The sequence below is a fragment of the Pseudomonas triticicola genome (assembly GCF_019145375.1).
GTDB classification, from domain to species: domain Bacteria; phylum Pseudomonadota; class Gammaproteobacteria; order Pseudomonadales; family Pseudomonadaceae; genus Aquipseudomonas; species Aquipseudomonas triticicola.
Map to the genome: position 1 here is coordinate 4,132,695 of NZ_JAHSTX010000001.1, position 23,411 is coordinate 4,156,105.

Genomic DNA, 23,411 nt, shown 5'->3' on the forward strand with positions numbered 1-23,411 from the left:
CCGGACCATGCAAACTCGTGACGATATCTTCAACACCCTGCGCGATGCCCTGGTCGAGCTGTTCGAGCTGGATCCGGCCCGTGTGAGCCTGGAGTCCAATCTGTATCAGGATCTGGAAATCGACAGCATCGATGCGGTCGACCTGATCGATCACATCAAACGCCAGACCGGCAAGAAAATCGCCGCCGAAGAGTTCAAATCGGTGCGCACCGTCGGTGACGTGGTCGAGGCGGTGTTCCGTCTGGTTCAACCGGCCGCATGAGCCGACTGATCGGCCTGGGCCTGCTGCTGGCCGGTCTGCTGTACCCCTTTGCCGTGTATTTCGGCATGGAGCATTTCGCCCCGTGGCAATTTGCGCTGCTGCTGGGCAGCCTGTGGCTGGCGCGCGCCCTGACCGGCGAGCGCAAGCCCGGCAGCCTGTGGATGGCCTGCACAGCGATCGGGTTCTGTCTGTTGTTGGCGGTATTCGACAGCCCGCAGCTGTTGCGCTGGTACCCGGTGCTGATCAGCGCATTCATGCTGGTGCTGTTCGGCGCCAGCCTGAAATACGGCCCGCCAATGGTCGAGCGTCTGGCGCGCTTGCGCGAGCCGGAACTGCCGCAGGTTGCCATTCGCTATACGCGCAAGGTGACGCTAGCCTGGAGCGTGTTTTTCTTCTGCAACGGTTTGTGCGCTGCCCTCCTCACCCTGTGGGCGCCGCTGGATTGGTGGATGTTGTACACCGGCCTGATCTCCTATGGATTGATCGGCCTGATGTTTGCCATTGAATGGCTGATACGACAACGGGTAAGAGGCCGTACATGAATTGGATAAAGCTTGAGCAGCTGTTGCTCAAGGCACTGCCGGCACGGGCGATCTGCCAGGCGCCGGCACTCGACCACACGCAACTGCGAGCGCAGGCCTTGAGCGTCGCCGCGGGTCTGCAAAGCCGAGGCGTGAACAGGCTGGCCGTGCATCTGGAAGATGCCGCCGACCTTGCCATCGCCCTGCTCGGTGCCTGGCGTGCCGGCGTCAGCGTGTTGCTGCCGGCGGATCTGCAAGCGCAGACGCGTCAGCGCTGGTCGCAGGAAGTCGATCTATGGCTGACCGATCAACCCGGCGACGCCCAGTTGCACGACTTCACTCAGCCCGGCCTGCCCGGTGCGGAACTGGATCTCGATCAATGCCGCCTGAGCCTGTGCACTTCCGGCTCCAGCGGCGAGCCCAAGCGCATCGACAAGACCCTGCGCCAATTGGTCAACGAGGTCGAAGCGCTGGAACAGTTGTGGGGCGCAGACCTCGGTGAAGCCTGCATCATCGGCAGTGTCGCCACCCAACACATCTATGGCCTGCTGTTTCGCGTGTTGTGGCCATTGTGCGCCGGGCGCCCGTTCGTGCGCCGGCAACTGGCGTTCTCCGAAGACTTGCAGCGCGCCAGCCGCGAATACCCGGCCTTCGCCTGGGTCGCGAGCCCGGCGCTGCTCAAGCGTATGGGCGACAACCTCGACTGGCCGGCCCTCAGCGCGGTGCGCCGAGTGTTTTCCTCCGGGGGCGCATTACCGCCGGAAGCGGCGCAAAGTCTGCAACAGCGCTTGCAGCAATGGCCGACAGAAATCCTCGGCAGTTCGGAAACCGGCGGCATCGCCTGGCGTCAGGGCGAGTCGTTGTGGCAGCCGTTTGCTGGCGTCGAACTGAGCCAGGACAGCGACGGCGCCCTGCTTATTTCTTCGCCTTATCTGCCTGCCGGCCACGTCGAACACAGCGCCGACGCCGCACGCATTGCCACCGATGGTCGCTTCGAACTGCTGGGGCGACTGGACCGCATCGTCAAACTGGAAGAAAAACGCATCTCGCTGCCGATGCTCGAGCAGGCCTTGGTAGCCCATGACTGGGTCGCCGAAGCGCGCCTCGGTGTGGTCCAGGAAAACCGCGCCTCGCTCGGTGCGCTGCTGGTGCTCAGCGAATCGGGCCTGTTCGCCCTGCGCGAGCACGGTCGCCGCGACCTGACCGAAACCCTGCGCAAACATTTGAGCCAGCATTGCGAAGCCCTCGCCCTGCCCCGGCGCTGGCGCCTGCTGCGGCAGATGCCGTTGAACAGCCAGGGCAAACTGGCGCAAGCCGACGTCGAAGCGCTGCTGCTGGCCGCACGGCCGAAATCCCCCGAAGTGCTGGAGCAAAGTGCAAGCGACGGCGAGTGGAGCCTGCAACTCAGCGTGCCGCCGGATCTGGCCTACTTCAGCGGACACTTTCCCAAGGCACCGGTGTTGCCCGGTGTGGTGCAGGTGGAGTGGGCGCTGAATCTGGGTCGGCAGTTGCTGAAGCTGGACGGCGCGTTTGCCGGAATGGAAGTGCTGAAATTCCAGCAACTGGTGCGCCCGGGTGATGAAATCCAGCTGCATCTGCGTTTCGATGCCGAGCGCGGCAAGTTGTATTTCGCTTATCGCAATGACACGGCGACGTGTTCCAGCGGACGCATTCTCCTGGGGCCTGCCCATGCATAACCCCTGCGCCGTAATCCCGGTGTACAACCACGAAACCGCGATCACCACCGTGGTCGATGCCCTGCTTGCACAAGGTCTGCCGTGCATTCTGGTGGACGATGCCAGCGAGCCGTCCTGCGCGCGGGTGCTCGACGCCCTGGCCGAGCGCGACAGGGTTTTTCTGGTGCGCCTCACGGCCAATCAGGGCAAGGGCGGCGCGGTGATGACCGGTCTGCGTGAAGCCTCGCGTCTGGGCTACAGCCATGCCTTGCAAGTCGATGCCGACGGCCAGCACGATTTGCGCGACGTCGCGCGCTTCGTCGGCGAATCTCGCGCCCATCCCGAGGCGATGATCTGCGGCTATCCGCTGTTCGACGAGAGCGTGCCGAAAGGGCGCTTGTACGCGCGCTACCTGACCCACGTGATGGTGTGGATCAACACCCTGTCGCTGCAGATTCGCGATTCGATGTGCGGCTTCCGTGTCTATCCGCTGGCGCCGACTCTGGCGGTGATTGACTCGGCGAAAGTCGGCAAACGCATGGATTTCGACTCGGACATCCTCGTGCGTCTGGCCTGGCGCAATCAGCCGATGCGCTGGCTGCAGACCAGCGTGCATTACCCGTTGGACGGTGTATCGCACTTTCGCCTGTTCCACGACAACGCGCTGATTTCCAGCATGCACACGCGGCTGTTCTTCGGCATGTTGCTGCGTTGGCCGCTGATCCTCTGGCGGCGGTGGAAACCATGAGCGAAGAAGTCGACAAGAAGCACTGGGCCGACCGCGAAGAGCGCGGCAGTTTCCTGCTGATGAAATTCACCGCGTTCGCCGCCAAAGTCCTCGGCCGCCGCCTGCTCAGTCCGTTGCTCTATGGCATCGTCCTGTATTTTTTCCTCTTCGGCCGCGTCGCCCGTCGCAGTGCCTGGCAGTACCAGCAGCGGCTGGCCGAGTGGAGCCGGCGCGACGACCTGCGCCCGAGCCACTGGCGGGTGTTCGGCCAGTTCATGACATTTGCCGATTCGCTGCTCGACAAGCTCGACGTGTGGAACGGCAAGCTGAGCATCGAGCAGATCGAAATCATCGACCCGGCGCTGCTGCGCAAGCAGTTGCGCGGCAGTCGCGGGCAATTGCTGGTCGGCGCACATCTGGGCAATCTCGAAGTCTGCCGGGCGCTGGCGGAGATCGGCGAAAAGGTCACCATGAACGTGCTGGTGCACACCAAGCACGCCGAGCAATTCAACCGCTTGCTTGGCGAGGCCGGGGCGACCAATCTGCGCCTGATCCAGGTCAGCGAACTCGACCCGGTGATCATGCTGCAACTGCATGAACGGCTCGAGCGAGGCGAGTGGCTGGCGATTGCCGGCGACCGCGTGCCGCTGCACGGCGGGCGCAGCGTGACGGTGGACTTTCTCGGCCATCCGGCGCCATTTCCGCAAGGCCCGTGGTTGCTGGCCGGCCTGCTCAAGTGCCCGGTCAATCTGCTGATGTGCCTCAAGCAACCCGACGGCCACTATCGCCTGACCCTCGAACCGTTCGCCGACGCGGTGGTGTGGACACGCCGCGAGCGCGAGCAGGTCATTCATCAGTGGGCCACTCGCTACGCGCAGCGCCTGAGTCACTATTGCCTCGAAGCCCCGCAGCAATGGTTCAACTTTTACCCTTTCTGGAAGACCGATGACGACGCCAACCCATGAGCCGGTAACCTTCGGCGAACGCCCTTTGCGCATCGAAGACGTGCTGGCCCTGGCCAACCGTCAGGCGCCCGTGCAATTGCAGGCTGACGCCGACTATCGCGAGCGCATCGCCAAGGGCGCGCGGTTTCTCGATTCGCTGCTGGACAAGGAAGGTGTGATCTACGGCGTCACCACCGGTTACGGCGATTCCTGCGTGGTCGCGGTGCCGCTGCATCACGTCGAGGCGCTGCCGCGTCATCTCTACACTTTTCACGGCTGCGGCCTGGGCAAACTGCTCGACGCGCAGGCAACCCGCGCGGTGCTGGCGGCGCGTTTGCAGTCGTTGTGTCACGGCGTTTCCGGGGTGCGCGTCGAACTGCTCGAGCGTCTGCATGCGTTTCTCGAATACGACATCCTGCCGTTGATTCCCGAAGAGGGTTCGGTGGGTGCCAGCGGCGATCTGACGCCGCTGTCCTATGTCGCCGCAACCCTGTCCGGCGAGCGCGAAGTGATGTTCCGTGGCGAACGTCGTCAGGCTGCCGACGTGCATCGCGAGCTCGGCTGGACGCCGCTGGTGCTGCGCCCGAAAGAGGCGCTGGCGCTGATGAACGGCACAGCGGTGATGACCGGCCTCGCCTGCCTCGCCTTCGCTCGCGCCGATTACCTGCTGCAACTGGCCACGCGCATCACCGCGCTCAATGTCGTCGCGCTGCAAGGCAACCCGGAGCACTTCGACGAGCGTCTGTTCGCCGCCAAACCGCACCCGGGGCAGATGCAGGTCGCCGCGTGGCTGCGCAAGGATCTGGCAATCGACGCGCCGACCGCGCCACTGCATCGTCTGCAGGATCGTTATTCGCTGCGTTGCGCGCCGCATGTGCTCGGCGTGTTGGCCGACAGCCTGAACTGGCTGCGCGGCTTCATCGAAACCGAGCTGAACAGCGCCAACGACAACCCGATCATCGATGCCGAAGCCGAGCGTGTTCTGCATGGCGGGCACTTCTACGGCGGGCACATTGCCTTTGCCATGGACAGCCTGAAAAACCTCGTGGCCAACGTCGCCGATCTGCTCGATCGGCAATTGGCGTTGCTGGTCGACGAGCGCTACAACCACGGCTTGCCGAGCAACCTCTCCGGCGCACCCGCCGATCGGGCCATGATCAACCATGGCTTCAAAGCCGTGCAGATCGGCACCAGCGCCTGGACCGCCGAAGCGCTGAAAAACACCATGCCGGCCAGCGTGTTCTCGCGCTCCACCGAGTGCCACAACCAGGACAAGGTGAGCATGGGCACCATCGCCGCCCGTGATGCGATTCGCGTGCTGGAGCTGACAGAACAGGTCGCCGCCGCCACGCTGCTCGCCGCCAATCAGGGCGTTTGGCTGCGCGCTCAAGCCGCCGATGCGCGCCCGCTGCCGCCAGCACTGGCAGCGATGCACGAAGAGCTGGGCAAAGACTTCCCGCCGGTCATCGAAGACCGTGCGCTGGAAGGCGAACTGCGCCTGTGCCTGCAACGCATCGCCGCGCAACACTGGAGGCTGCATGCGTAGTGCCGGAGTGCTTCACGCCGATACCGAGATTCTCGTGCCGTTTTTCGACGTCGACACCATGCACGTGGTCTGGCACGGCCATTACGTCAAATATCTCGAAGTGGCACGCTGTGCGCTGCTGGACAAGATCGGCCATAACTACACGCACATGGTCGACTCGGGTTACGCCTGGCCGATCATCGACCTGCAACTTCGCTACGTGCGCGGCGCGGTGTTCGGCCAGCGGCTGAACGTGCGCGCCAGTCTGATCGAGTGGGAAAACCGTCTGAAGATCAACTATCTGATCACCGACCTGCAGACCGGCGAACGCCTGACCCGCGCAAGCTCCGTGCAAGTCGCTGTCGAAGTGAGCAGCCGCGAGATGCAACTGGCTTCACCCAAAGTCTTCACCGATGCCGTAGAAAGGATGCTGCGATGAATGTGTTTTTCAGAAGCCTCGGCGCGTTGACGCTGCTGGCCGTGTCGTCATGGGCCAATGCCTTCGACCTGCAACAACTGAGTGAACAACTGGCGAAACCGGATGTTATCCACGGCCAGTTCATTCAGGAAAAACACCTGCGCGCCCTGCCGCAGCCGCTGATCAGCAAGGGCAGCTTCGTCCTCGCGAAAAATCATGGCCTGCTGTGGCTGTTGAAAACTCCGCTGCAACAGGATTACCGCATCACCGCCAATGGCATCGCCCGCCGTGACACCAACGGCTGGCAACTGCTGCCGAACAAGAGCGCCGGCGCCGAGCAGAACCGTTTGTTCCTCGCCGTGCTGCAAGGTGACAGCAGCGGTTTGCAGCGCGATTTCGAACTGGCCCTGAGCGGCACGGCGCAGCAGTGGCAACTGACTCTGACGCCGCGTTCGATGCTGCTCAAGCAAGTGTTCAAGCAGATCAATATCGATGGCGGCGCCCTTGTGCAAACCATCGAGCTGCTGGAAACCCAAGGCGACAGCACCCTGCTGCGCATGCAGGACAGCACGGCCGAGCAACCCCTGAGCGAAGCGGAGCAACATGACTTTGCCGAGTGAACGCAGGCTGCCCTGGCTGTTTCTGAGCCTGCTGCTGGCCGTCGTCGCGCTGGCTGCCTGGCAGTGGCGCGACGGTGCGCCGCTGTCGGCCAATCTCATGGAGCTGCTACCCGGGACCAGTCCAGACGCGCTGGAAGTGCGCGCCGAACAGCGCATGCAAGAACCGCTCAATCGCGAAATGCTGGTGCTGGTCGGTCACGCCGATCGCCAGCAAGCACTGAACATGGCTCAGCAACTGGGCGAACAATGGCAGGCCAGCGGTCTGTTCGAAACCGTGCAATGGAATCTGCAAGCCGACTTGCCGGCGCTGCGCAAGCAATTGCTGCAAGGGCGTTTGGCGATGCTCTCGGCGGATGATCGGCAGCTACTCAGCGAGCACCCCGACGCGTTCATCCAGCAGCAGGTGCAGGCGCTGTTCGATCCGTTCAACGGCTTCACCCTGGTGCCGAGCCAGGACGACTGGCTGGGCCTGACCGGACGCATCCAGAACAGCCAGCCGAAACATGGCGCAGTGCAACTGGACATTGGCAGCGGCGCACTGGTCGCCGAGGCCGACGGCAAGAGCTGGGTGATGCTGCGTGCGCGCACCACCGGCAATGCTTTCGACATGAACCTGCCGCTACAAGTGGCAGAGCTGCTCCAGCACAGCCGCGAGCAAGCGGCGCAAAGCGGCGTGCAGTTGCTCGCCGCCAGTGGCCTGCTCTATGCCGCCAACGGCCAGCAACAAGCCACCCGCGAAATGACCTGGGTCGGCGGTGGTGCGACGATCGGCATTCTGCTGTTGCTGCTGTTGGCGTTTCGCCGCTGGGGCGTGCTGCTGGCGTTTGTGCCGGTGCTGGTCGGCATGCTGTTCGGCGCGGTGGCCTGCGTGGCGCTGTTCGGTCACATGCATGTGATGACGCTGGTGCTCGGCTCAAGTCTGATCGGCGTTGCCGTCGATTACCCACTGCACTATCTATCCAAGAGCTGGAGCCTCAAGCCCTGGCGCAGCTGGCCGGCCCTGCGCCTGACGTTGCCGGGGCTGACCCTGAGCCTGATCACCAGCGTCATCGGCTATCTGGCGCTAGCGTGGACGCCGTTCCCGGCATTGACGCAGATCGCCGTGTTCTCCGCTGCCGGCTTGCTCGGTGCCTATCTGTCGGCGGTCTGCCTGCTGCCGGCGCTGCTGAAAAATGTCCAACTGCGCCCGGCGCAATGGCCGCTGCGCCTGGCCGAACGCCTGATTCATCTGCGTGAGGCGCTGCTCGGTTGCATTCGCACGCCCGCGCTGCTGGCCCTGCTGATCGCCTTCTGCGTCGGCGGCCTGATGCAGTTGCAGAGCAAAAACGACATCCGCCAATGGGTCGGCGCGCCGCAGCATCTGACCGACGAAGCGCAGACCATCGCGCGCATCACCGGGTATCAACCGACCAGCCAGTTCTTCCTCGTCCGTGCGGCCAATCAGGAGCAATTGCTCGAGCGCCAGGCAGCACTGAGCGAGCGCCTGCAGCAACTGGTCAACCTCGACAAACTGCAAGGCTATCAGGCCCTCGATCAACTGGTCAGCGCGCCGAGCCAGCAACAGCAAGTGCGCGAATCACTGAACAGGCTGCCGTCGTTCTGGCAACCGCTGCTCGATCTCGGCGTGCCGGTGGCTGCGTTGCAAAACGAATTGCAGCAATTGCAGACCCTGCCCGCCGAAGACATTGACGCCGCGCTGGCCGGCCCGCTCGGCGAGCCGTATCGGACACTGTGGCTTGGACCGACTGAAGACGGCGTCGCAGCAATCACCAGCCTGCAGGGCTTGAACAATCCGTCATTGCTGCGCGTGCAGGCACTGGACTTGCCGGGAGTGGTACTGGTCGATCGCCTCGGTGATCTGAACAAGGTGTTCGCCGCCACGCAGATCAGCGCCGCCGAACTGAAACTGGCCTCCTGCGTGTTGATCGTGCTGGTGCTGATGCTGCCGTTCGGCCTGACCGGCGCCCTGCGTATCGTCGCCATGCCGCTGCTGGCGGCGCTGTGCAGTCTGGCCAGCCTTGGCTGGCTCGGTCAGCCACTGACCTTGTTCAGTCTTTTCGGCCTGTTGCTGGTGACGGCAATCAGCGTCGATTACGCAATCCTCATGCGCGAACAGGTCGGCGGCGCGGCGGTAAGTCTGCTCGGCACCTTGCTCGCCGCCGTCACCACATGGCTATCGTTCGGCCTGCTGGCGGTTTCCAGTACGCCGGCGGTGAGCAATTTCGGCTTGTCGGTAAGCCTCGGCCTGGCGTTCAGCTTCATGCTCGCACCGTGGGCCGGGCGCCATGAACCGGTTGCGGAGCCAGCCGCATGATGGTCTTCGGCTTCTGGTTGCTGGCCTTGGCGCTGTTTGCCCTGGCGACCCGGGTCGGCCGTCACTTCGGCCTGATACCGATCGTCAGTCAGTTGCTGCTGGCGAGCTTCGGTTTGCCGTTGCTGATGTATTTCTGGATCGAACCGGGCTGGCAGCTCAGCGGCGCACAACTGATCGCTCCGGACTGGTTGAAAAACCTCTACAGCCTGAGCTTCGCCTTGCTGCTCGGGCACATCCTCAGCGATGTCATCGATCTGCGTCTGGATCGCCAAAGCGTAAAAATCGCTGTGCCGAGTTTCGCCGTGCCGTTCGCTTGCGGGCTGGCGGTCGCGTATTGGTTGCTGCCGTCGCAGCAGTGGCTCAACGCACTGGCCATCGGACTGGTCTTCGCCATAACGGCGATCCCGGTGTTGTACCTGTATTTGCGCCACATCGATTACCCGCCCGCTGCCACACGGCGTCTGGTGCAAACCGCGATCCTTATCGATCTGACTTGCTGGACGCTGTTCGGCCTCGCCCAGGGCAGTCTGCACTTGAGCAGCCTGTTGCTGCCTGTGGCCATGGCCGGCGTGCCACTGCTTTTGCACCTGCTGCGCGTGCGTCGCCCGCTGACCTACAGCCTCGGCTTCTTCGCCCTGCTGGTCATGGCCGAGCATTACAAACTCAACGCGCTGATTTTCGGCATCGGCTATCTGCTGTGCATGGCGCTGCTGAAAGTGCCGTTGGTGCTGCCGTTGCCGGCACGCTGGATGAGCCGCTTGCAGACGTGGATCGCGATCCCGCTGATCCTCACGTTCGGTATCGTCCAGATCGACGTGCACAGCGCCCTCGCCAGCCTTGGCGCCGGGCAGTGGGCGGCGCTGCTGCTGTTGCCGATTGCCAGTAAACTGCTGGGCAACTGGCTCGGCCTCGGTTGGGCGGGCGCCTCGTTCGCTGGCGCCAGCCGCTGGCGCGAAAGCGTGCTGCTGAACATTCGCGGCCTGAGCGAAATCGTCTTTCTCAATCTGCTATTGCAACAACAGCTCATCACCCCGGCGCTGTATTTCGCGCTGATGCTGATGGGCCTGATCGCGACGCTGCTGCCGGCCCTGATCGGCCTGCATCGCGCGCCCCTGAATCTGAACAGTCCCTTGCCCCGGAGCTCACGTGCCAATCGTTGAAATGGAATCCCGTCAGGTCGTGATCATCGGTGCCGGCCCGTCCGGTGCTATCGCCGCCGCCCTGCTCAAACGCAAGGGCCACGATGTGCTGGTGCTCGAGCGCCAGCACTTCCCGCGCTTCTCCATCGGCGAAAGCCTGCTCAGCCATTGCCTGGATTTCGTCGAAGAAGCCGGCATGCTCGACGCCGTCAACGCCGCCGGTTTCCAGCGCAAGACCGGCGCGGCGTTTGCCTGGGGCGAGCGCTACAGCGCTTTCGATTTTGGCGACACCTTCACCGCCGGCAAGCCGACCACGTTCCAGGTGCAGCGCGCCGACTTCGACAAGTTGCTGGCCGATCAAGCAGCATTGCAAGGTGCGGAAATCCGTTATGGAGATGCGATTGTCAGCGTCGACTTCGATCAGGCGAAACCATTCCTTGATGTGCGTCGCGAAGACGGCAGCGAGTACCGCGTCGAAGCCGATTTCGTCCTGGACGCCAGCGGCTACGGCCGCGTGCTGTCGCGCTTGCTCGACCTCGAAGCACCTTCGAATTTCCCGGTGCGTCAGGCGGTGTTCACCCATGTCGAAGATCGCATCGACAATCCGGCGTTCGACCGTGAAAAGATCCTCGTCACCACCCATCCCGAGCATCGCGATGTATGGTTCTGGACCATCCCGTTCAGCAACGGCCGCTGCTCGGTGGGCGTGGTCGCGGCTGAGGAACACTTTCAGAGCCGCGACAGCGACCTGGATGCCTGCCTGCGCAGTTTTATCGCCGAGACGCCAAGCCTCGCCGGGGTTCTGAACAACGCGATCTGGGACACCCCGGCGCGCACCCTCGGCGGCTACGCAGCCAATGTGAAAACCCTGCATGGCCCGGGCTTCGCGCTGCTGGGCAACGCCGCAGAATTCCTCGACCCGGTGTTCTCCTCCGGCGTGACCATTGCCATGCGTTCGGCAAGCATGGCCGCCGGCGTGCTGCACCGTCAGTTGCAAGGTGAAACGGTGGACTGGCAACGCGAATTTGCCGAACCGTTGAAACGCGGCGTCGACACGTTCCGCTGCTACGTCGAAGGCTGGTACGCCGGCACCTTCCAGGACGTGATTTTCTATGAGGACAGCCAGGCGGAGATTCGCCGGATGATCTGCTCGATCCTCGCCGGTTACGCCTGGGACGAGCGCAACCCGTTCGTCAGTGAAGCGCGGCGCCGGCTGAAGATGATTTCCCAACTCTGCGCGCAGGACACCCCATGAATTACCTGAGCGACAGTTACGTCGAGGAAACCCGCTTCGGTCTCTGGTTCCTGCGCAGCCACACCTGGCAGCACCATGTGCTGCGTGTGGCGATCAACGACCTGCGTGGCTTGTTCAGTGAAGCACTGCCGGAACACCCGGTGCTGCTGGACGCCGGTTGCGGTCAGGGCAAGTCGTTCGGCCACCTGCGCCAGACCTTCGCCCCGCAACGCCTGATCGGCGTCGACGCCGACCCGCACAGCCTGCAACTCAGCGCCGAAGAGGCCACGCGCCTGGGCATGCCAGTCGAGTTGATCGGCAGCGATTGCGCCACGCTCAACGTCGCCGATGCCAGTGTCGATCTGCTGTTCTGTCACCAGACCTTCCACCACTTGGTCGAGCAGGAAAAGGCCTTGGCCGAGTTCTATCGCGTGCTCAAGCCGGGCGGCTATCTACTGTTCGCCGAATCCACCGAGGCTTACATTGATACCTGGGTGATTCGCTGGCTGTTCCGCCATCCGATGCACGTACAGAAGAGCGCCGCCGGTTATCTGCAGATGATCCGCGAGCAGGGTTTCGAGTTTGCCGAGCGCAATGTGTCCTATCCGTATCTGTGGTGGAGCCGGTCGAAGGATTTTGGTTTGCTGGAGCGGCTGGGGTTGAGCAAACCCAAGCCATTCGGTGAGCGTGAAGAGACGCTGGTGAATGTTGTTGCGCGCAAGCCATTGCAGGAATCTGTCTGATGTACGGCTATCGATCTGAACACCTGAAACCCTGTGGGAGCGAGCCTGCTCGCGAAAGCGGTGTATCAGTCAGCAAAGGTGGCGAATGTCAGATTGCATTCGCGAGCAGGCTCGCTCCCACAGGGTTTGCTGCATGGCTGGTGATCGTTTTGTCAGTCCTGCTGCTCAGTGCCTGCGCCAGCCAGCCACCGCTGCCAGCGGCCAACCCGACACTGCCCCTGCCGCTGCAACTGCACATCGAGCGCGAGCAGGCCGGGCAACGTCAGGACTGGCTGCTGGTGATCCAGCGCGAAGGCGCCGGCACGCGCTGGTCAATGATGGATCCGCTGGGCATTCCCCAGGCCCGCCAGCAACTGATCGACGGGCACTGGCAGGCCGATGGTCTGCTGCCGCCGAACCCGGAAGCGCGGGAGTTGTTCGCCGCACTGCTGTTCGCTTTGACGCCTTCCGCCGAACTGCTGCGCAATTATCCCGACGCCCGGCAACAGGCCGATCAGCGTTCACTGCCGGCGCGCTGGAACATCCGCTATTCACAACCGTTGAGCTTTCAATTGAATCTGCCTCAAGGCCCGCACTATCGCGTTTCCCAGTTAGGTGAATCGACGCCATGACCGCTTACCTGAATGCCCTCGGCGTGATCTGCGCTTTGGGCCGCGACAAGTCTGAAGTCGCGCGCAATCTGTTTGCCGGCGACTGCTCGGGCATGCGCCGCGAGTCCGGCTGGGTCGCCGAACGTGAGCTGCCTGTCGCCGGCGTGCACGGTGAATTGGCGCCGATCCCGGCCGAACTGATCGAACACAGCAGTCGCAACAACCAACTGCTGCTGGAAGCCGCGCTGCAGATTCGAGACGACATCGATCGTGCGATCCAGACCTTCGGCCGCGAGCGCATAGGCGTGGTGCTAGGCACCAGCACCTCGGGTATCGACGAGGCCAGCCGGGGTCTGGCGCATTACATCCGCGAACAGCAATTTCCTCGCGAGTACGACTATCGCCAGCAGGAACTCGGCGCCCCGGCGAATTTTCTCGCCGAATGGCTGCAACTGAGCGGCCCGGCCTACGTGATTTCCACCGCCTGTACCTCCAGCGCCCGCGCGCTGATGAGCGCTCAGCGCCTGCTCGATCTGGGCCTGTGCGACGCGGTACTGTGCGGCGGCGTCGACAGTCTGTGCAAGCTCACGCTGAACGGTTTCTCATCGCTGGAAGCTGTTTCAGATGAGCGCTGCAATCCGTTTTCCGCCAACCGCAAAGGCATCAATATCGGCGAAGCAGCGGTGCTGTTCGTGATGAGCAAACAGCGCGGCGAAGGCCCGGGAATCGCCTTGCTCGGCGCCGGTGCCAGCTCGGATGCGCACCATATTTCCGCGCCGGAGCCGAGCGGTCGCGGCGCTCTGCAAGCGATGCAGAAAGCCCTCGGCCGCGCTCATCTGCAAGCCGGGCAAATCAACTACCTGAACCTGCACGGCACCGCGACCCAGCACAACGACGCGATGGAAAGCCTGGCGGTCGCGGCGCTGTTTCCCGAAAGCGTCGCCTGCTCGTCAACCAAGCCGCTGACCGGCCACACCCTCGGCGCTGCCGGCGCGCTGGAAGCGGCGTTCTGCTGGCTGAGCCTGAGTGCCGACAACCCTGAACAGGCGTTGCCGCCGCATATCTGGGACGGCCAGGCCGATCCCGCGCTGCCGCCGCTCAAGTGGGTGACCGCGAGCGAACGCCTGACGTCCATTGCACCGCGCTACCTGATGAGCAACTCGTTTGCCTTCGGCGGCAACAACGTCAGCCTGATTATCGGAGACGCACCATGAGCCACTGGCCGCTCGCCGAACTGCTGCCGCATGCCGGCGACATGATCCTGATCGACGCCATCGAGCGCTTCGATGACGAGCAGATTTTCACTCGCCTCACGGTCAAGCCCGACGGCCTGTTCAACCTGCCCGACGGCAGCCTGCCGGCGTGGGTCGGCGTCGAGCTGATGGCGCAGAGCGTCGCCGCTTTCGCCGGTTGCCACGCCCGGCAAAAAGGCAATCCGCCGGAGCTGGGCTTTCTCCTCGGCACGCGCAAATTCGAGTGCAACGTCGAAGCCTTTGCGCCCGGCAGCGAGCTGACCATCCATGGCCTGCGCTCACTGGAAGACGACAACGGCATGGGCGTATTCGAATGCCATATCCACGGCGACGGCATACACGCCAGCGCCCGGCTGAACGTGTTTCGTCCGCCGCAAGCCAACCAATATCTGCAACAGACAAAGGAGTCGCACGATGACTGAATCCGTACTGGTCACCGGCTCCAGCCGTGGCATCGGCCGCGCCATTGCCTTGCGTCTGGCGCAAGCCGGGCACGACATCGTCCTGCATTGCCGCAGCGGCATGACCGAAGCCCAAGCGGTGCAGGCCGAAATCGAAGCGCTGGGCCGCCGCGCGCGCATCCTGCAATTCGACGTCGCCGACCGTGAAACCTGCAAAAGCATTCTCGAAGCCGATGTCGAAAATCACGGTGCCTATTACGGCGTGGTGCTCAACGCCGGGCTGACCCGCGACGGCGCGTTTCCGGCGCTGAGCGATGACGATTGGGACGTGGTCCTGCGCACCAACCTCGACGGTTTCTACAACGTCCTGCACCCGGTGATGATGCCGATGATTCGTCGTCGCGCCGCCGGGCGCATCGTCTGCATCACTTCGGTGTCGGGCCTGATCGGCAACCGTGGCCAGGTCAACTACAGCGCTTCGAAGGCCGGGGTGATCGGTGCGGCAAAGGCGTTGGCGATCGAGCTGGGCAAGCGCAAAATTACGGTTAACTGCGTCGCCCCTGGCCTGATCGACACGGCCATGCTCGACGAAAACGTGCCGGTGGAGGAACTGATGAAAATGATCCCCGCGCAACGCATGGGCACCCCGGAAGAAGTGGCCTCTGCGGTAAATTTCCTGATGTCGGCGGAAGCCTCGTACATCACCCGTCAGGTCCTGGCGGTCAACGGAGGCCTGTGCTGATGAAGCGCGTCGTCGTCACCGGCATGGCCGGCATCACCTCGCTGGGCAGCGACTGGCCGACCATTGCCGGCAATTTCGCGGCCAATCGCAGCGGCATTCGCCGCATGGACGAGTGGGATCGCTTCACTGAGCTGAACACGCGCCTGGCCGGGCCTATCGATGATTTTCTCGTACCGTCGCACTGGACCCGCAAGCAGTTGCGCAGTATGGGCCGGGTTTCGCGACTGGCGGTCGGCGCAGCAGAAAAGGCTCTGGCCGATGCTGGCCTGCTCGGTGACGAATCGATCAAGGACGGGCGCATGGGCGTCGCTTGTGGTTCGTCTACCGGTAGCACTGACGAGATCAAGGCATTTGGCAACATGCTGCTCAACTCGGTGGCCGAGGGGCTGAACGCCAACTCCTATGTGCGGATGATGCCGCACACCACCGCCGCCAATATCAGCATTTTCTTCGGCCTCACCGGCCGCCTGATCCCCACCTCCAGCGCCTGCACCAGCGGCAGCCAGGGCATCGGCTACGCCTATGAGGCAATCAAGTTCGGCCGCCTGCCATTGATGCTCGCCGGCGGCGCGGAAGAACTGTGCCCGACCGAAGCCATGGTGTTCGACGCGCTCTACGCCACCAGCCTGAAAAATGATGCACCACAGACCAGCCCACGCCCGTACGACAAGGGCCGCGACGGTCTGGTGATCGGCGAAGGCGGCGGCATGCTGGTGCTTGAAGAGCTGGAACACGCCCTCGCCCGTGGCGCGCACATTCACGCGGAAGTCGTCGGTTTCGGCAGCAACGCCGACGGCCAGCACACCACCCGCCCGGAACAGGTCACGATGCGCCGCGCCATGGAGCTGGCCCTGGAAGATGCCGGCCTCAGCCCGGACGCCATCGGCTATGTAAACGGCCACGGCACCGCGACTGAACAGGGCGACATCGCCGAAACGCTGGCCACCAGCAGCCTGTTCGGCGAACACATGCCGATCAGTTCGCAAAAGAGTTTCCTCGGCCACACCCTCGGTGCCTGCGGTGCGCTGGAGTCATGGTTCAGCATCGAGATGCTCAAGAGCGACCGTTACGTGCATACCTTCAACCTCGACGAGGTCGACCCGCACTGCGGCAAGCTCGATTACCTGCGCGGCGAATTTCGTCAGATGCACCACGATTACGTGATGAACAACAATTTCGCTTTCGGCGGCGTCAACACCTCGTTGATCTTCCGCCGCTGGGCATAACCGAATCAATCCAGGTCAAGGAGACCTACATGCACTTCAACAAACTCGCCGCCGTCACCCTGCTGCTCTGCGCCCTGCCAGCGATCAGCCAGGCACGCGACACGGCGGTCTACCTGCCATTCGACAAAGCCGTCGCCGAAGCCACCCGCTCCGGCAAGATCGATGGCAGCGTGAAATTCTATCTGGCCGGCAACACCCCGGCCGGCAAAGTCACCGTGGTCAGCCCCGACGCCGTGACCAACAAGAAAACCAACGCCTTCAACAAATCCGATGAAGTCGCCTGCGAGTGGGTCGCCCAATCGGCAATCATCAGCCTGCACCAGGCCGCGAAAAACGCCGGCGCCAATGCCGTGACCAACATCGTCAGCTTCTACAAGCGCAACGAGCGCAAGGACGCGCAAACCTACGAATGCCACGCCGGCGCGATCATGGCGGGCGTTGCGCTGAAGGGTGATCTGGCGAAGGTTCAGTAAACGCCAGAAATGACAAAGGGCGCCGTTTGGCGCCCTTTCACAGACAGGTTGGCTTGTCATCGCCGATTACCTGCCTGGCTCTGCGATGGCTGGTTACCCAGGATCCTCAGAGTCTCACAAGCCCCTTTCGGGAACGCAGGCAGTATTGCTTGAAATGCATCGGCAGACAACGGCTGGCGTTTCGCCTCTCGGCGCCATATTCAGTGCCATCACAATCCCAGGGCCTGTCTCACTGCGGCTTTGATGGCGCTGAATTCTTCTATTGCGAGATGTGAAATCAGATAGACGCGCCTCCCTCTCCGATCTCGACTTTTAATTCGGTCGAGCCGTGAAAGGTTGACCGTCGCCACCATGTCACATTTGGCCCAGCATTTCGGACTGGCGCCTTGTAGATGACTCGCCAGCTCAAGATGGTGATCAAGCAGACGATCAGGCGCTGTAGTACTCAAAGGCACCACAGTTACCAACAGACTATTGCTGCGGTGTTTACGCAGAACGACAACGGGCCTGACTTTCACCATCTCAGGCACTTCATAGCCTCTGAAATCGCAAATCAGCACGCTGCGCTCCTTGGGCTGGTATCGAAGAGGCATCCGTGGCACTCACTGGAAAAGAGGCGATTTTGCGCAAAAATCGAGCGTTCCCCTAAGGCAGATCCGTAACGGGAAATGTAGCTCTCTGCAATCCCCTCGCTCCCTTGCACCATCTAGACTCGCTTAAGCAGGTCCCGGCTCAGTACCTGCCCTCGCAGTTCCCTTTCACCGTCAAAGGAGATGACCATGCAAGTGAAAGCCCTGATGGCCGCTGCGCTTATCGCCCTGCTGCCCAGTGCCAGCCATGCCACCAACCTCATGTACATGCCTTTCGAAACCGTGCTGTCGGACGCCATTCGCGCCGGTCGGCTGGATGGCAGTGTGAAGTTCTACCTGATCGGCAACGGGCCGCAGGGCACTCAGCAGTTGCTGCGCCAAGGGGTGGTCAGTGATTTGAAAACCAACGGTTTCAACAAGAGCGACCAGGCTTCGTGCGAATGGGTGCTGCAGTCGAATCTGATCAAATTGCAGGCTGATGCCAAGCGGGTCGGGGCGAATGCGGTTGTGAATATCGTCAGTTACTACGACCAGCATGTGCGCAAGGATTTGAATACGTACGAGTGCCGGGCAGGAGTTTTTGTTACCCGGGTGGCTTTGAAGGGGGATTTGGTGCGGTTGCCCTGAAATCTGTGATGTTTGGGCCGACGCCTTCGCGAGCAGGCTCGCTCCCACCTTGGAATGCTTTTCCCTGTGTGCGAGCCTGCTCGCGAAAGCGCCAGCCGCCTTCACACCGTCAGGGGCTCAACCTTGCGCGTCAGCAGTTCGACAAACGCCTTGGCCATCGGTGATTTCTGATCTTTGCGCTGCACCAGCCAAACCGCCGAAATCGCTTCAGGATCGAGCAGCGGGCGGTAGACCACGCCGTCGATGCGCATGCGTTGGTAGGACGCTGGCAGCACCGATACACCCAAGCCCGCCGCCACCAGACCGATGATGGTCATCGCCTCGCCAGCCTCTTGAGCGAAGTGCGGGCTGAAGCCGGCGTCACGGGCCAGACTGAGCAGTTGTGCGTACAGCCCGCTGCCATAGCTGCGCGGGAAAAACACGAATGGCTCCAGCGCCAGCGCCGAGAGAAACAGGCCTTCGTCGCTGCCTTGGGCCAACGGATGCTTGGAACTGAGCACCGCCACCAATGGCTCGCGCATCAACTCCACAACACTCAGTGAATCCGGCAATCCGAGCGGGCGCATGATGCCGACTTCGATCGACTCGTCCACCAAGGCATCGGCGACCATGGTGCTGCTCATTTCGCGCAAATTCAGATGCACCGCCGGAAAGCGCTGACGAAAGGAAAAAATCGCCTGCGGAATGGTCGAGTTGAACGGCGCCGACGAGGTGAAGCCAATCTTCAACTCACCCAGCTCGCCAAGTTGCGCACGGCGGGCAACATCCGCCGCCTTGTCGACTTGTGCCAGCACCAGCCGCGCCTCCTGCAGAAACAACCTGCCCGCCTCGCTCAATTCGACCCGACGATTGGTGCGCTCGAACAATCGCGCGCCGAGCTGTTGCTCCAGCGCCTGAATCTGCTGGCTCAGTGGTGGCTGGGAGATGCCCAGCACCTGTGCGGCCCGGCCAAAATGCAGTTCTTCGGCGACGGCGATGAAGTAACGCAGATGACGCAGTTCCATAGGATTACCATTAGGTCGCTGAAGCTATCAAACAGGTCGAACAATATATTGGATAGAAACATTAGCCAGCTATATGATTTTTTCATTGCCTGCCCGGCTGTGCTTTCCGAGGTCTGAAGTGAAAACTGCTGTTGCGCCCCTTGCCCACGAAGTCCCGCCCGCTGCCGGCGATGATACCCTCGCCGAGCTGCAGGAGATCTACATCGAAAAAGGCACGCCGGCGTTCATGCGCACGGTACTGGCGCTGTTCTGTGGCGGTTTTGCGACGTTTGCCCTGCTCTACTGCGTGCAACCGATGATGCCGCTGCTGTCCCACGAATACGGGATCAATGCCGCGCAGAGCAGCCTGATCCTCTCGGTGGCGACCGGCATGTTGGCCTTCGGTCTGCTGATCACCGGGCCGATTTCCGACCGCATCGGCCGTAAACCAGTGATGGTCGCGGCGCTGTTCGCTGCCGCGGTGTGCACCATCGCCAGTTCGATGATGCCGAGCTGGCAGGGCGTATTGATCATGCGTGCGCTGATCGGCCTGTCATTGAGCGGTCTGGCAGCGGTAGCGATGACCTATCTGAGCGAAGAAATCCATCCACAACACATCGGCCTGGCGATGGGTTTGTACATCGGCGGAAACGCGATCGGCGGGATGAGCGGGCGCTTGATCACCGGCGTGCTGATCGACTTCGTCAGCTGGCACACGGCGATGCTGGTGATTGGCGGTCTGGCGCTGGTCGCGGCGGCGGTGTTCTGGAAGATCCTCCCGGAGTCGCGCAACTTCCGTGCTCGCTCGCTGCACCCGCGCAGCCTGCTCGACGGCTTCACCATGCATTTTCGCGACGCCGGGCTGCCGCTGCTGTTTCTCGAAGCGTTTGTGCTGATGGGCGCGTTTGTCACGCTGTTCAACTACATCGGGTACCGCTTGCTGGCGGCGCCGTACAACCTCGATCAGGTATTTGTCGGATTGCTCTCGGTGGTCTACCTGTCGGGGATCTACAGCTCGGCGAAAATCGGTTCTTTGGCGGACAAGCTGGGGCGACGCAAAGTGCTCTGGGCGACCATTGCGCTGATGTTCGCCGGACTGGCACTGACCATGTTCACTTCCTTGTTGCTGGTGATCGTCGGCATGCTGGTGTTCACCTTCGGCTTCTTCGCCGCGCACTCGGTGGCGAGCAGCTGGATCGGCCGGCGCGCGTTGACCGCCAAGGGTCAGGCGTCGTCGCTGTATCTGTTCAGTTATTACGCCGGGTCGAGCATTGCCGGGACGGCGGGCGGAGTGTTCTGGCATCTGGGCGGGTGGAACGGGATCGGGCTGTTTATTGGTGCGTTGTTGCTGATTGCCCTGCTGGTGGCGTTGAAACTGGCGAAGTTGCCGCCGTTGCAGGGTGTCAAAGCCTGACATAAAACCCTGTGGGAGCGAGCCTGCTCGCGAATGCACTGTGTCAGGCAACATCAGTGTTGAATGACACACCGCTTTCGCGAGCAGGCTCGCTCCCACAGTTGATTTGGGTACGACATTAGATCGTGCAAAAGAAAACGCCCGGCATTGGCCGGGCGTTTTTTATTGGGCGCTGATCACTCGTGATACTGCGCCGACAGCTCATGCACCGCACGAAGGAACGCGCCGGCATGTTCTGGATCGACTTCCGGGGTGATGCCGTGGCCAAGGTTGAACACGTGGCCGCTGCCCTTGCCGTAGCTGGCGAGGATGCGCCCGACTTCAGTGCGGATCGCTTCCGGTTTGGCGTAGAGCACGGTCGGGTCCATGTTGCCTTGCAGCGCGACCTTGTCGCCGACACGGGCACGGGCGTTGCCGATGTCGCAGGTCCAGTCCAGACCGAGGGCGTCGGCGCCGGCTTCGGCGATGCTTTCCAGCCACAGGCCGCCGTTCTTGGTGAAGAGGATCACTGGCACTTTGCGTCCGTCGTTCTCGCGGATCAGGCCGCTGACGATTTTCTTCATGTAGGCCAGGGAGAATTCCTGATACGCCGCCGCCGACAGGTTGCCGCCCCAGGTATCGAAGATCTGCACCGCTTGTGCACCGGCCATGATCTGGCCGTTGAGGTACGAAGTCACCGATTGCGCCAATTTGTCGAGCAACAGGTGCATGGCTTGCGGATTGTCGTAAAGCATCGCCTTGGTCTTGCGGAAGTCTTTTGACGAGCCGCCTTCGACCATGTAAGTCGCGAGGGTCCACGGGCTGCCGGAGAAACCGATCAGCGGCACACGTCCGTTCAGCTCGCGACGGATGGTGCTGACCGCGTCCATCACGTAGCCGAGGTCTTTGTGCGGATCCGGGATCGGCAGGGCTTCGATGTCGGCCAGGGTGCTGACAACTTTTTTGAAGCGCGGGCCTTCACCGGTCTCAAAGTACAGGCCCTGGCCCATGGCATCGGGAATGGTGAGGATGTCGGAAAACAGGATCGCCGCGTCCAGTTGGGGATAGCGGTCGAGCGGTTGCAGGGTGACTTCGCAGGCGAATTGCGGATTCATGCACAGGCTCATGAAGTCGCCGGCATGCGCGCGACTGGCGCGGTATTCCGGGAGGTAGCGACCGGCCTGGCGCATCATCCACACAGGGGTGACGTCAACGGGTTGCTTGAGCAGGGCGCGGAGGAAACGGTCGTTCTTCAGGGCAGTCATGTCGGCATCCGGAAAAAAAGTGCGGGCATTTTCTCAGAGCGCGAGGCAAAAGGCACGGATGTGGGTCAGCCTTTTGTCTATCGGGTCAATTTGTCGCGCTGGAACACGATTTTCCGCAACACCCTAAAACAACTGTGGGAGCGAGCCTGCTCGCGAAGAGGCCGGCACATCCAACATTGAAGTTGGCTGACAGACCGCTTTCGCGAGCAGGCTCGCTCCCACAGGGTTATTGCGTTTGGCTCAGGTGCCGGGGTTAGACACCCAGGTAATCGAGGATCCCTTCAGCCGCATTGCGCCCTTCAAAGATCGCCGTCACCACCAGGTCGGAACCGCGCACCATGTCGCCACCGGCGAAGATTTTCGGGTTGCTGGTCTGGTGCTTGTACTGACCTTGCTCGGGCGCAACAACGCGGCCCTGGCTGTCGGTCTGGATCTCGAACTGTTCGAACCACGGTGCCGGGCTCGGACGGAAGCCGAAGGCGATGACCACGGCATCGGCCGGGATGATCTCTTCGGAACCCGGGATCGGCTCGGGGCTACGACGGCCACGGGCGTCCGGTTCGCCGAGACGGGTCTCGACCACTTTCACGCCTTCGACCTTGTCTTCACCGACGATGGCGATCGGCTGGCGGTTGTAGAGGAATTTCACGCCTTCTTCCTTGGCGTTCTTCACCTCTTTGCGCGAGCCGGGCATGTTCGCTTCGTCACGACGATACGCGCAGGTCACCGACTTGGCGCCCTGACGGATCGAGGTGCGATTGCAGTCCATCGCCGTGTCGCCGCCGCCGAGCACCACAACCTTCTTGCCTTTCATGTCGACGAAATCTTCCGGCGACTTTTCAAAGCCCAGGTTGCGATTGACGTTGGCGATGAGGAAGTCCAGCGCGTCATAAACGCCCGGCAGGTCCTCACCGGCAAAACCGCCCTTCATGTAGGTGTAGGTGCCCATGCCCATGAAGACCGCATCGTACTCGGCGAGCAGTTGTTCCATGGTCACGTCTTTGCCGACTTCGGTGTTGAGACGGAACTCGATGCCCATGCCGGTGAAGACTTCGCGACGATTGCTCAGCACGGTCTTCTCAAGCTTGAACTCGGGGATGCCGAAGGTCAGCAGGCCGCCGATTTCCGGGTTCTTGTCGAACACCACCGGAGTTACGCCGCCACGCACCAGCACGTCGGCACAACCCAGACCCGCCGGGCCCGCGCCGATGATCGCCACGCGTTTGCCGGTCGGCTTGACCTTGGACATGTCCGGGCGCCAGCCCATGGCGAACGCGGTGTCGGTGATGTACTTCTCGACCGAACCGATGGTCACCGCGCCGAAGCCGTCGTTGAGGGTGCAGGCACCCTCGCACAGACGATCCTGCGGGCACACCCGGCCGCAGACTTCCGGCAGGGTGTTGGTCTGGTGCGACAGCTCGGCGGCCTGAAGGATGTTGCCCTCGGCGACCAATTTGAGCCAGTTTGGAATGAAGTTGTGCACCGGGCACTTCCATTCGCAATACGGGTTGCCGCAACCCAGGCAGCGGTGGGCCTGGTCGGCCGACTGCTGGGGTTTGAACGGTTCGTAGATTTCGACGAACTCTTTCTTGCGTTGACGCAACAGTTTCTTCTTCGGATCCTTGCGCCCGACATCGATGAATTGAAAGTCGTTACTGAGACGTTCGGCCATCTTCAAAACCTCATAACAGCAGCTTCAAGCTACGAGCTTCAAGCTGCAAGAAAATCACTCTGCAGGCACATCG

Annotated in this window: 24 protein-coding genes; 20 read left to right on the forward strand and 4 right to left on the reverse strand. The window is 62.3% G+C overall.

Annotation, left to right across the window (positions count from 1 at the left end):
- Positions 1–7 precede the first annotated feature (7 nt).
- From KVG85_RS18200 to KVG85_RS18285, 18 genes are read left to right on the forward strand one after another with little or no spacing between them, the layout of a single operon-like run.
- Positions 8–262, forward strand: a complete 255-nt coding sequence (locus KVG85_RS18200; protein ID WP_217864567.1) for an acyl carrier protein — start codon at positions 8–10, stop codon at positions 260–262.
- The gene (locus tag KVG85_RS18205; protein WP_217864568.1) at positions 259–804 is read left to right on the forward strand and encodes a COG4648 family protein; all 546 of its coding nucleotides are present in this window, start codon (positions 259–261) and stop codon (positions 802–804) included. Before KVG85_RS18200 ends, KVG85_RS18205 begins: the two co-directional genes overlap by 4 nt.
- Entirely contained in the window at positions 801–2,480 is a 1,680-nt protein-coding gene (locus KVG85_RS18210) for an acyl-CoA synthetase family protein (RefSeq protein WP_217864569.1), read from the forward strand. Before KVG85_RS18205 ends, KVG85_RS18210 begins: the two co-directional genes overlap by 4 nt.
- The gene (locus KVG85_RS18215; RefSeq protein ID WP_217864570.1) at positions 2,473–3,207 is read left to right on the forward strand and encodes a glycosyltransferase family 2 protein; all 735 of its coding nucleotides are present in this window, start codon (positions 2,473–2,475) and stop codon (positions 3,205–3,207) included. The genes KVG85_RS18210 and KVG85_RS18215 overlap by 8 nt, the downstream gene beginning before the upstream one ends.
- Positions 3,204–4,151 (forward strand): lysophospholipid acyltransferase family protein, encoded by a 948-nt coding sequence (locus KVG85_RS18220; protein ID WP_122881227.1) that lies wholly within the window; start codon positions 3,204–3,206, stop codon positions 4,149–4,151. The genes KVG85_RS18215 and KVG85_RS18220 overlap by 4 nt, the downstream gene beginning before the upstream one ends.
- The gene (locus KVG85_RS18225) at positions 4,132–5,676 is read left to right on the forward strand and encodes an HAL/PAL/TAL family ammonia-lyase (RefSeq protein WP_137215151.1); all 1,545 of its coding nucleotides are present in this window, start codon (positions 4,132–4,134) and stop codon (positions 5,674–5,676) included. Before KVG85_RS18220 ends, KVG85_RS18225 begins: the two co-directional genes overlap by 20 nt.
- Complete coding sequence (locus KVG85_RS18230; RefSeq protein ID WP_217864571.1) at positions 5,669–6,094, forward strand: acyl-CoA thioesterase; 426 nt, start codon at positions 5,669–5,671, stop codon at positions 6,092–6,094. Before KVG85_RS18225 ends, KVG85_RS18230 begins: the two co-directional genes overlap by 8 nt.
- Complete coding sequence (locus KVG85_RS18235) at positions 6,091–6,693, forward strand: outer membrane lipoprotein carrier protein LolA (protein ID WP_016772032.1); 603 nt, start codon at positions 6,091–6,093, stop codon at positions 6,691–6,693. The genes KVG85_RS18230 and KVG85_RS18235 overlap by 4 nt, the downstream gene beginning before the upstream one ends.
- On the forward strand, positions 6,677–9,007 hold the full coding sequence (locus tag KVG85_RS18240; protein ID WP_217864572.1) for an MMPL family transporter: 2,331 nt from the start codon (positions 6,677–6,679) through the stop codon (positions 9,005–9,007). The genes KVG85_RS18235 and KVG85_RS18240 overlap by 17 nt, the downstream gene beginning before the upstream one ends.
- Complete coding sequence (locus tag KVG85_RS18245) at positions 9,004–10,167, forward strand: cation:proton antiporter (protein ID WP_217864573.1); 1,164 nt, start codon at positions 9,004–9,006, stop codon at positions 10,165–10,167. Before KVG85_RS18240 ends, KVG85_RS18245 begins: the two co-directional genes overlap by 4 nt.
- A complete protein-coding gene (locus KVG85_RS18250) occupies positions 10,154–11,401 on the forward strand; it encodes an NAD(P)/FAD-dependent oxidoreductase (protein WP_217864574.1) in 1,248 nt (415 codons plus the stop codon). Before KVG85_RS18245 ends, KVG85_RS18250 begins: the two co-directional genes overlap by 14 nt.
- Positions 11,398–12,123, forward strand: a complete 726-nt coding sequence (locus KVG85_RS18255; RefSeq protein WP_130911767.1) for a class I SAM-dependent methyltransferase — start codon at positions 11,398–11,400, stop codon at positions 12,121–12,123. Before KVG85_RS18250 ends, KVG85_RS18255 begins: the two co-directional genes overlap by 4 nt.
- On the forward strand, positions 12,123–12,734 hold the full coding sequence (locus KVG85_RS18260; RefSeq protein ID WP_217864575.1) for a hypothetical protein: 612 nt from the start codon (positions 12,123–12,125) through the stop codon (positions 12,732–12,734). The genes KVG85_RS18255 and KVG85_RS18260 overlap by 1 nt, the downstream gene beginning before the upstream one ends.
- The gene (locus tag KVG85_RS18265; RefSeq protein WP_217864576.1) at positions 12,731–13,927 is read left to right on the forward strand and encodes a beta-ketoacyl-[acyl-carrier-protein] synthase family protein; all 1,197 of its coding nucleotides are present in this window, start codon (positions 12,731–12,733) and stop codon (positions 13,925–13,927) included. The genes KVG85_RS18260 and KVG85_RS18265 overlap by 4 nt, the downstream gene beginning before the upstream one ends.
- Positions 13,924–14,388 carry a hotdog family protein gene (locus KVG85_RS18270; protein WP_073471610.1) on the forward strand — a complete coding sequence of 155 codons (465 nt, stop codon included), beginning with the start codon at positions 13,924–13,926 and terminating at the stop codon, positions 14,386–14,388. Before KVG85_RS18265 ends, KVG85_RS18270 begins: the two co-directional genes overlap by 4 nt.
- Positions 14,381–15,109: a 3-oxoacyl-ACP reductase FabG gene (gene fabG, locus KVG85_RS18275; protein WP_041477582.1), complete on the forward strand. Its 729-nt coding sequence runs from the start codon at positions 14,381–14,383 to the stop codon at positions 15,107–15,109. Before KVG85_RS18270 ends, fabG begins: the two co-directional genes overlap by 8 nt.
- Positions 15,109–16,335, forward strand: a complete 1,227-nt coding sequence (locus tag KVG85_RS18280; RefSeq protein ID WP_217864577.1) for a beta-ketoacyl-ACP synthase — start codon at positions 15,109–15,111, stop codon at positions 16,333–16,335. Before fabG ends, KVG85_RS18280 begins: the two co-directional genes overlap by 1 nt.
- 29 nt (positions 16,336–16,364) lie before the next feature.
- Complete coding sequence (locus KVG85_RS18285) at positions 16,365–16,808, forward strand: hypothetical protein (protein ID WP_016772042.1); 444 nt, start codon at positions 16,365–16,367, stop codon at positions 16,806–16,808.
- Between the two features lie 209 nt (positions 16,809–17,017).
- Here the strand turns inward: KVG85_RS18285 and KVG85_RS18290 are convergent, their stop codons facing one another.
- A complete protein-coding gene (locus KVG85_RS18290) occupies positions 17,018–17,401 on the reverse strand; it encodes a type II toxin-antitoxin system PemK/MazF family toxin (RefSeq protein ID WP_217864578.1) in 384 nt (127 codons plus the stop codon).
- Between the two features lie 186 nt (positions 17,402–17,587).
- Between KVG85_RS18290 and KVG85_RS18295 the strand changes: the two genes are divergently transcribed.
- Complete coding sequence (locus KVG85_RS18295) at positions 17,588–18,025, forward strand: hypothetical protein (protein ID WP_024011278.1); 438 nt, start codon at positions 17,588–17,590, stop codon at positions 18,023–18,025.
- A gap of 101 nt (positions 18,026–18,126) precedes the next feature.
- Here the strand turns inward: KVG85_RS18295 and KVG85_RS18300 are convergent, their stop codons facing one another.
- The gene (locus KVG85_RS18300; protein ID WP_024011277.1) at positions 18,127–19,029 is read right to left on the reverse strand and encodes a LysR family transcriptional regulator; all 903 of its coding nucleotides are present in this window, start codon (positions 19,027–19,029) and stop codon (positions 18,127–18,129) included.
- 118 nt (positions 19,030–19,147) lie between these two features.
- Here KVG85_RS18300 and KVG85_RS18305 point away from each other — a divergent pair, with 118 nt between their 5' ends.
- Positions 19,148–20,422, forward strand: a complete 1,275-nt coding sequence (locus tag KVG85_RS18305; protein WP_217864579.1) for an MFS transporter — start codon at positions 19,148–19,150, stop codon at positions 20,420–20,422.
- A 176-nt stretch (positions 20,423–20,598) separates the two neighbouring features.
- On the opposite strand, the gene hemE is transcribed toward KVG85_RS18305, so the two are convergent.
- Positions 20,599–21,666, reverse strand: coding sequence for a uroporphyrinogen decarboxylase (gene hemE, locus KVG85_RS18310; protein ID WP_076565240.1), 1,068 nt, complete (start codon positions 21,664–21,666; stop codon positions 20,599–20,601).
- Positions 21,667–21,919: 253 nt separating this feature from the next.
- Complete coding sequence (locus KVG85_RS18315) at positions 21,920–23,338, reverse strand: FAD-dependent oxidoreductase (RefSeq protein ID WP_039757038.1); 1,419 nt, start codon at positions 23,336–23,338, stop codon at positions 21,920–21,922.
- Positions 23,339–23,411: the final 73 nt, after the last annotated feature.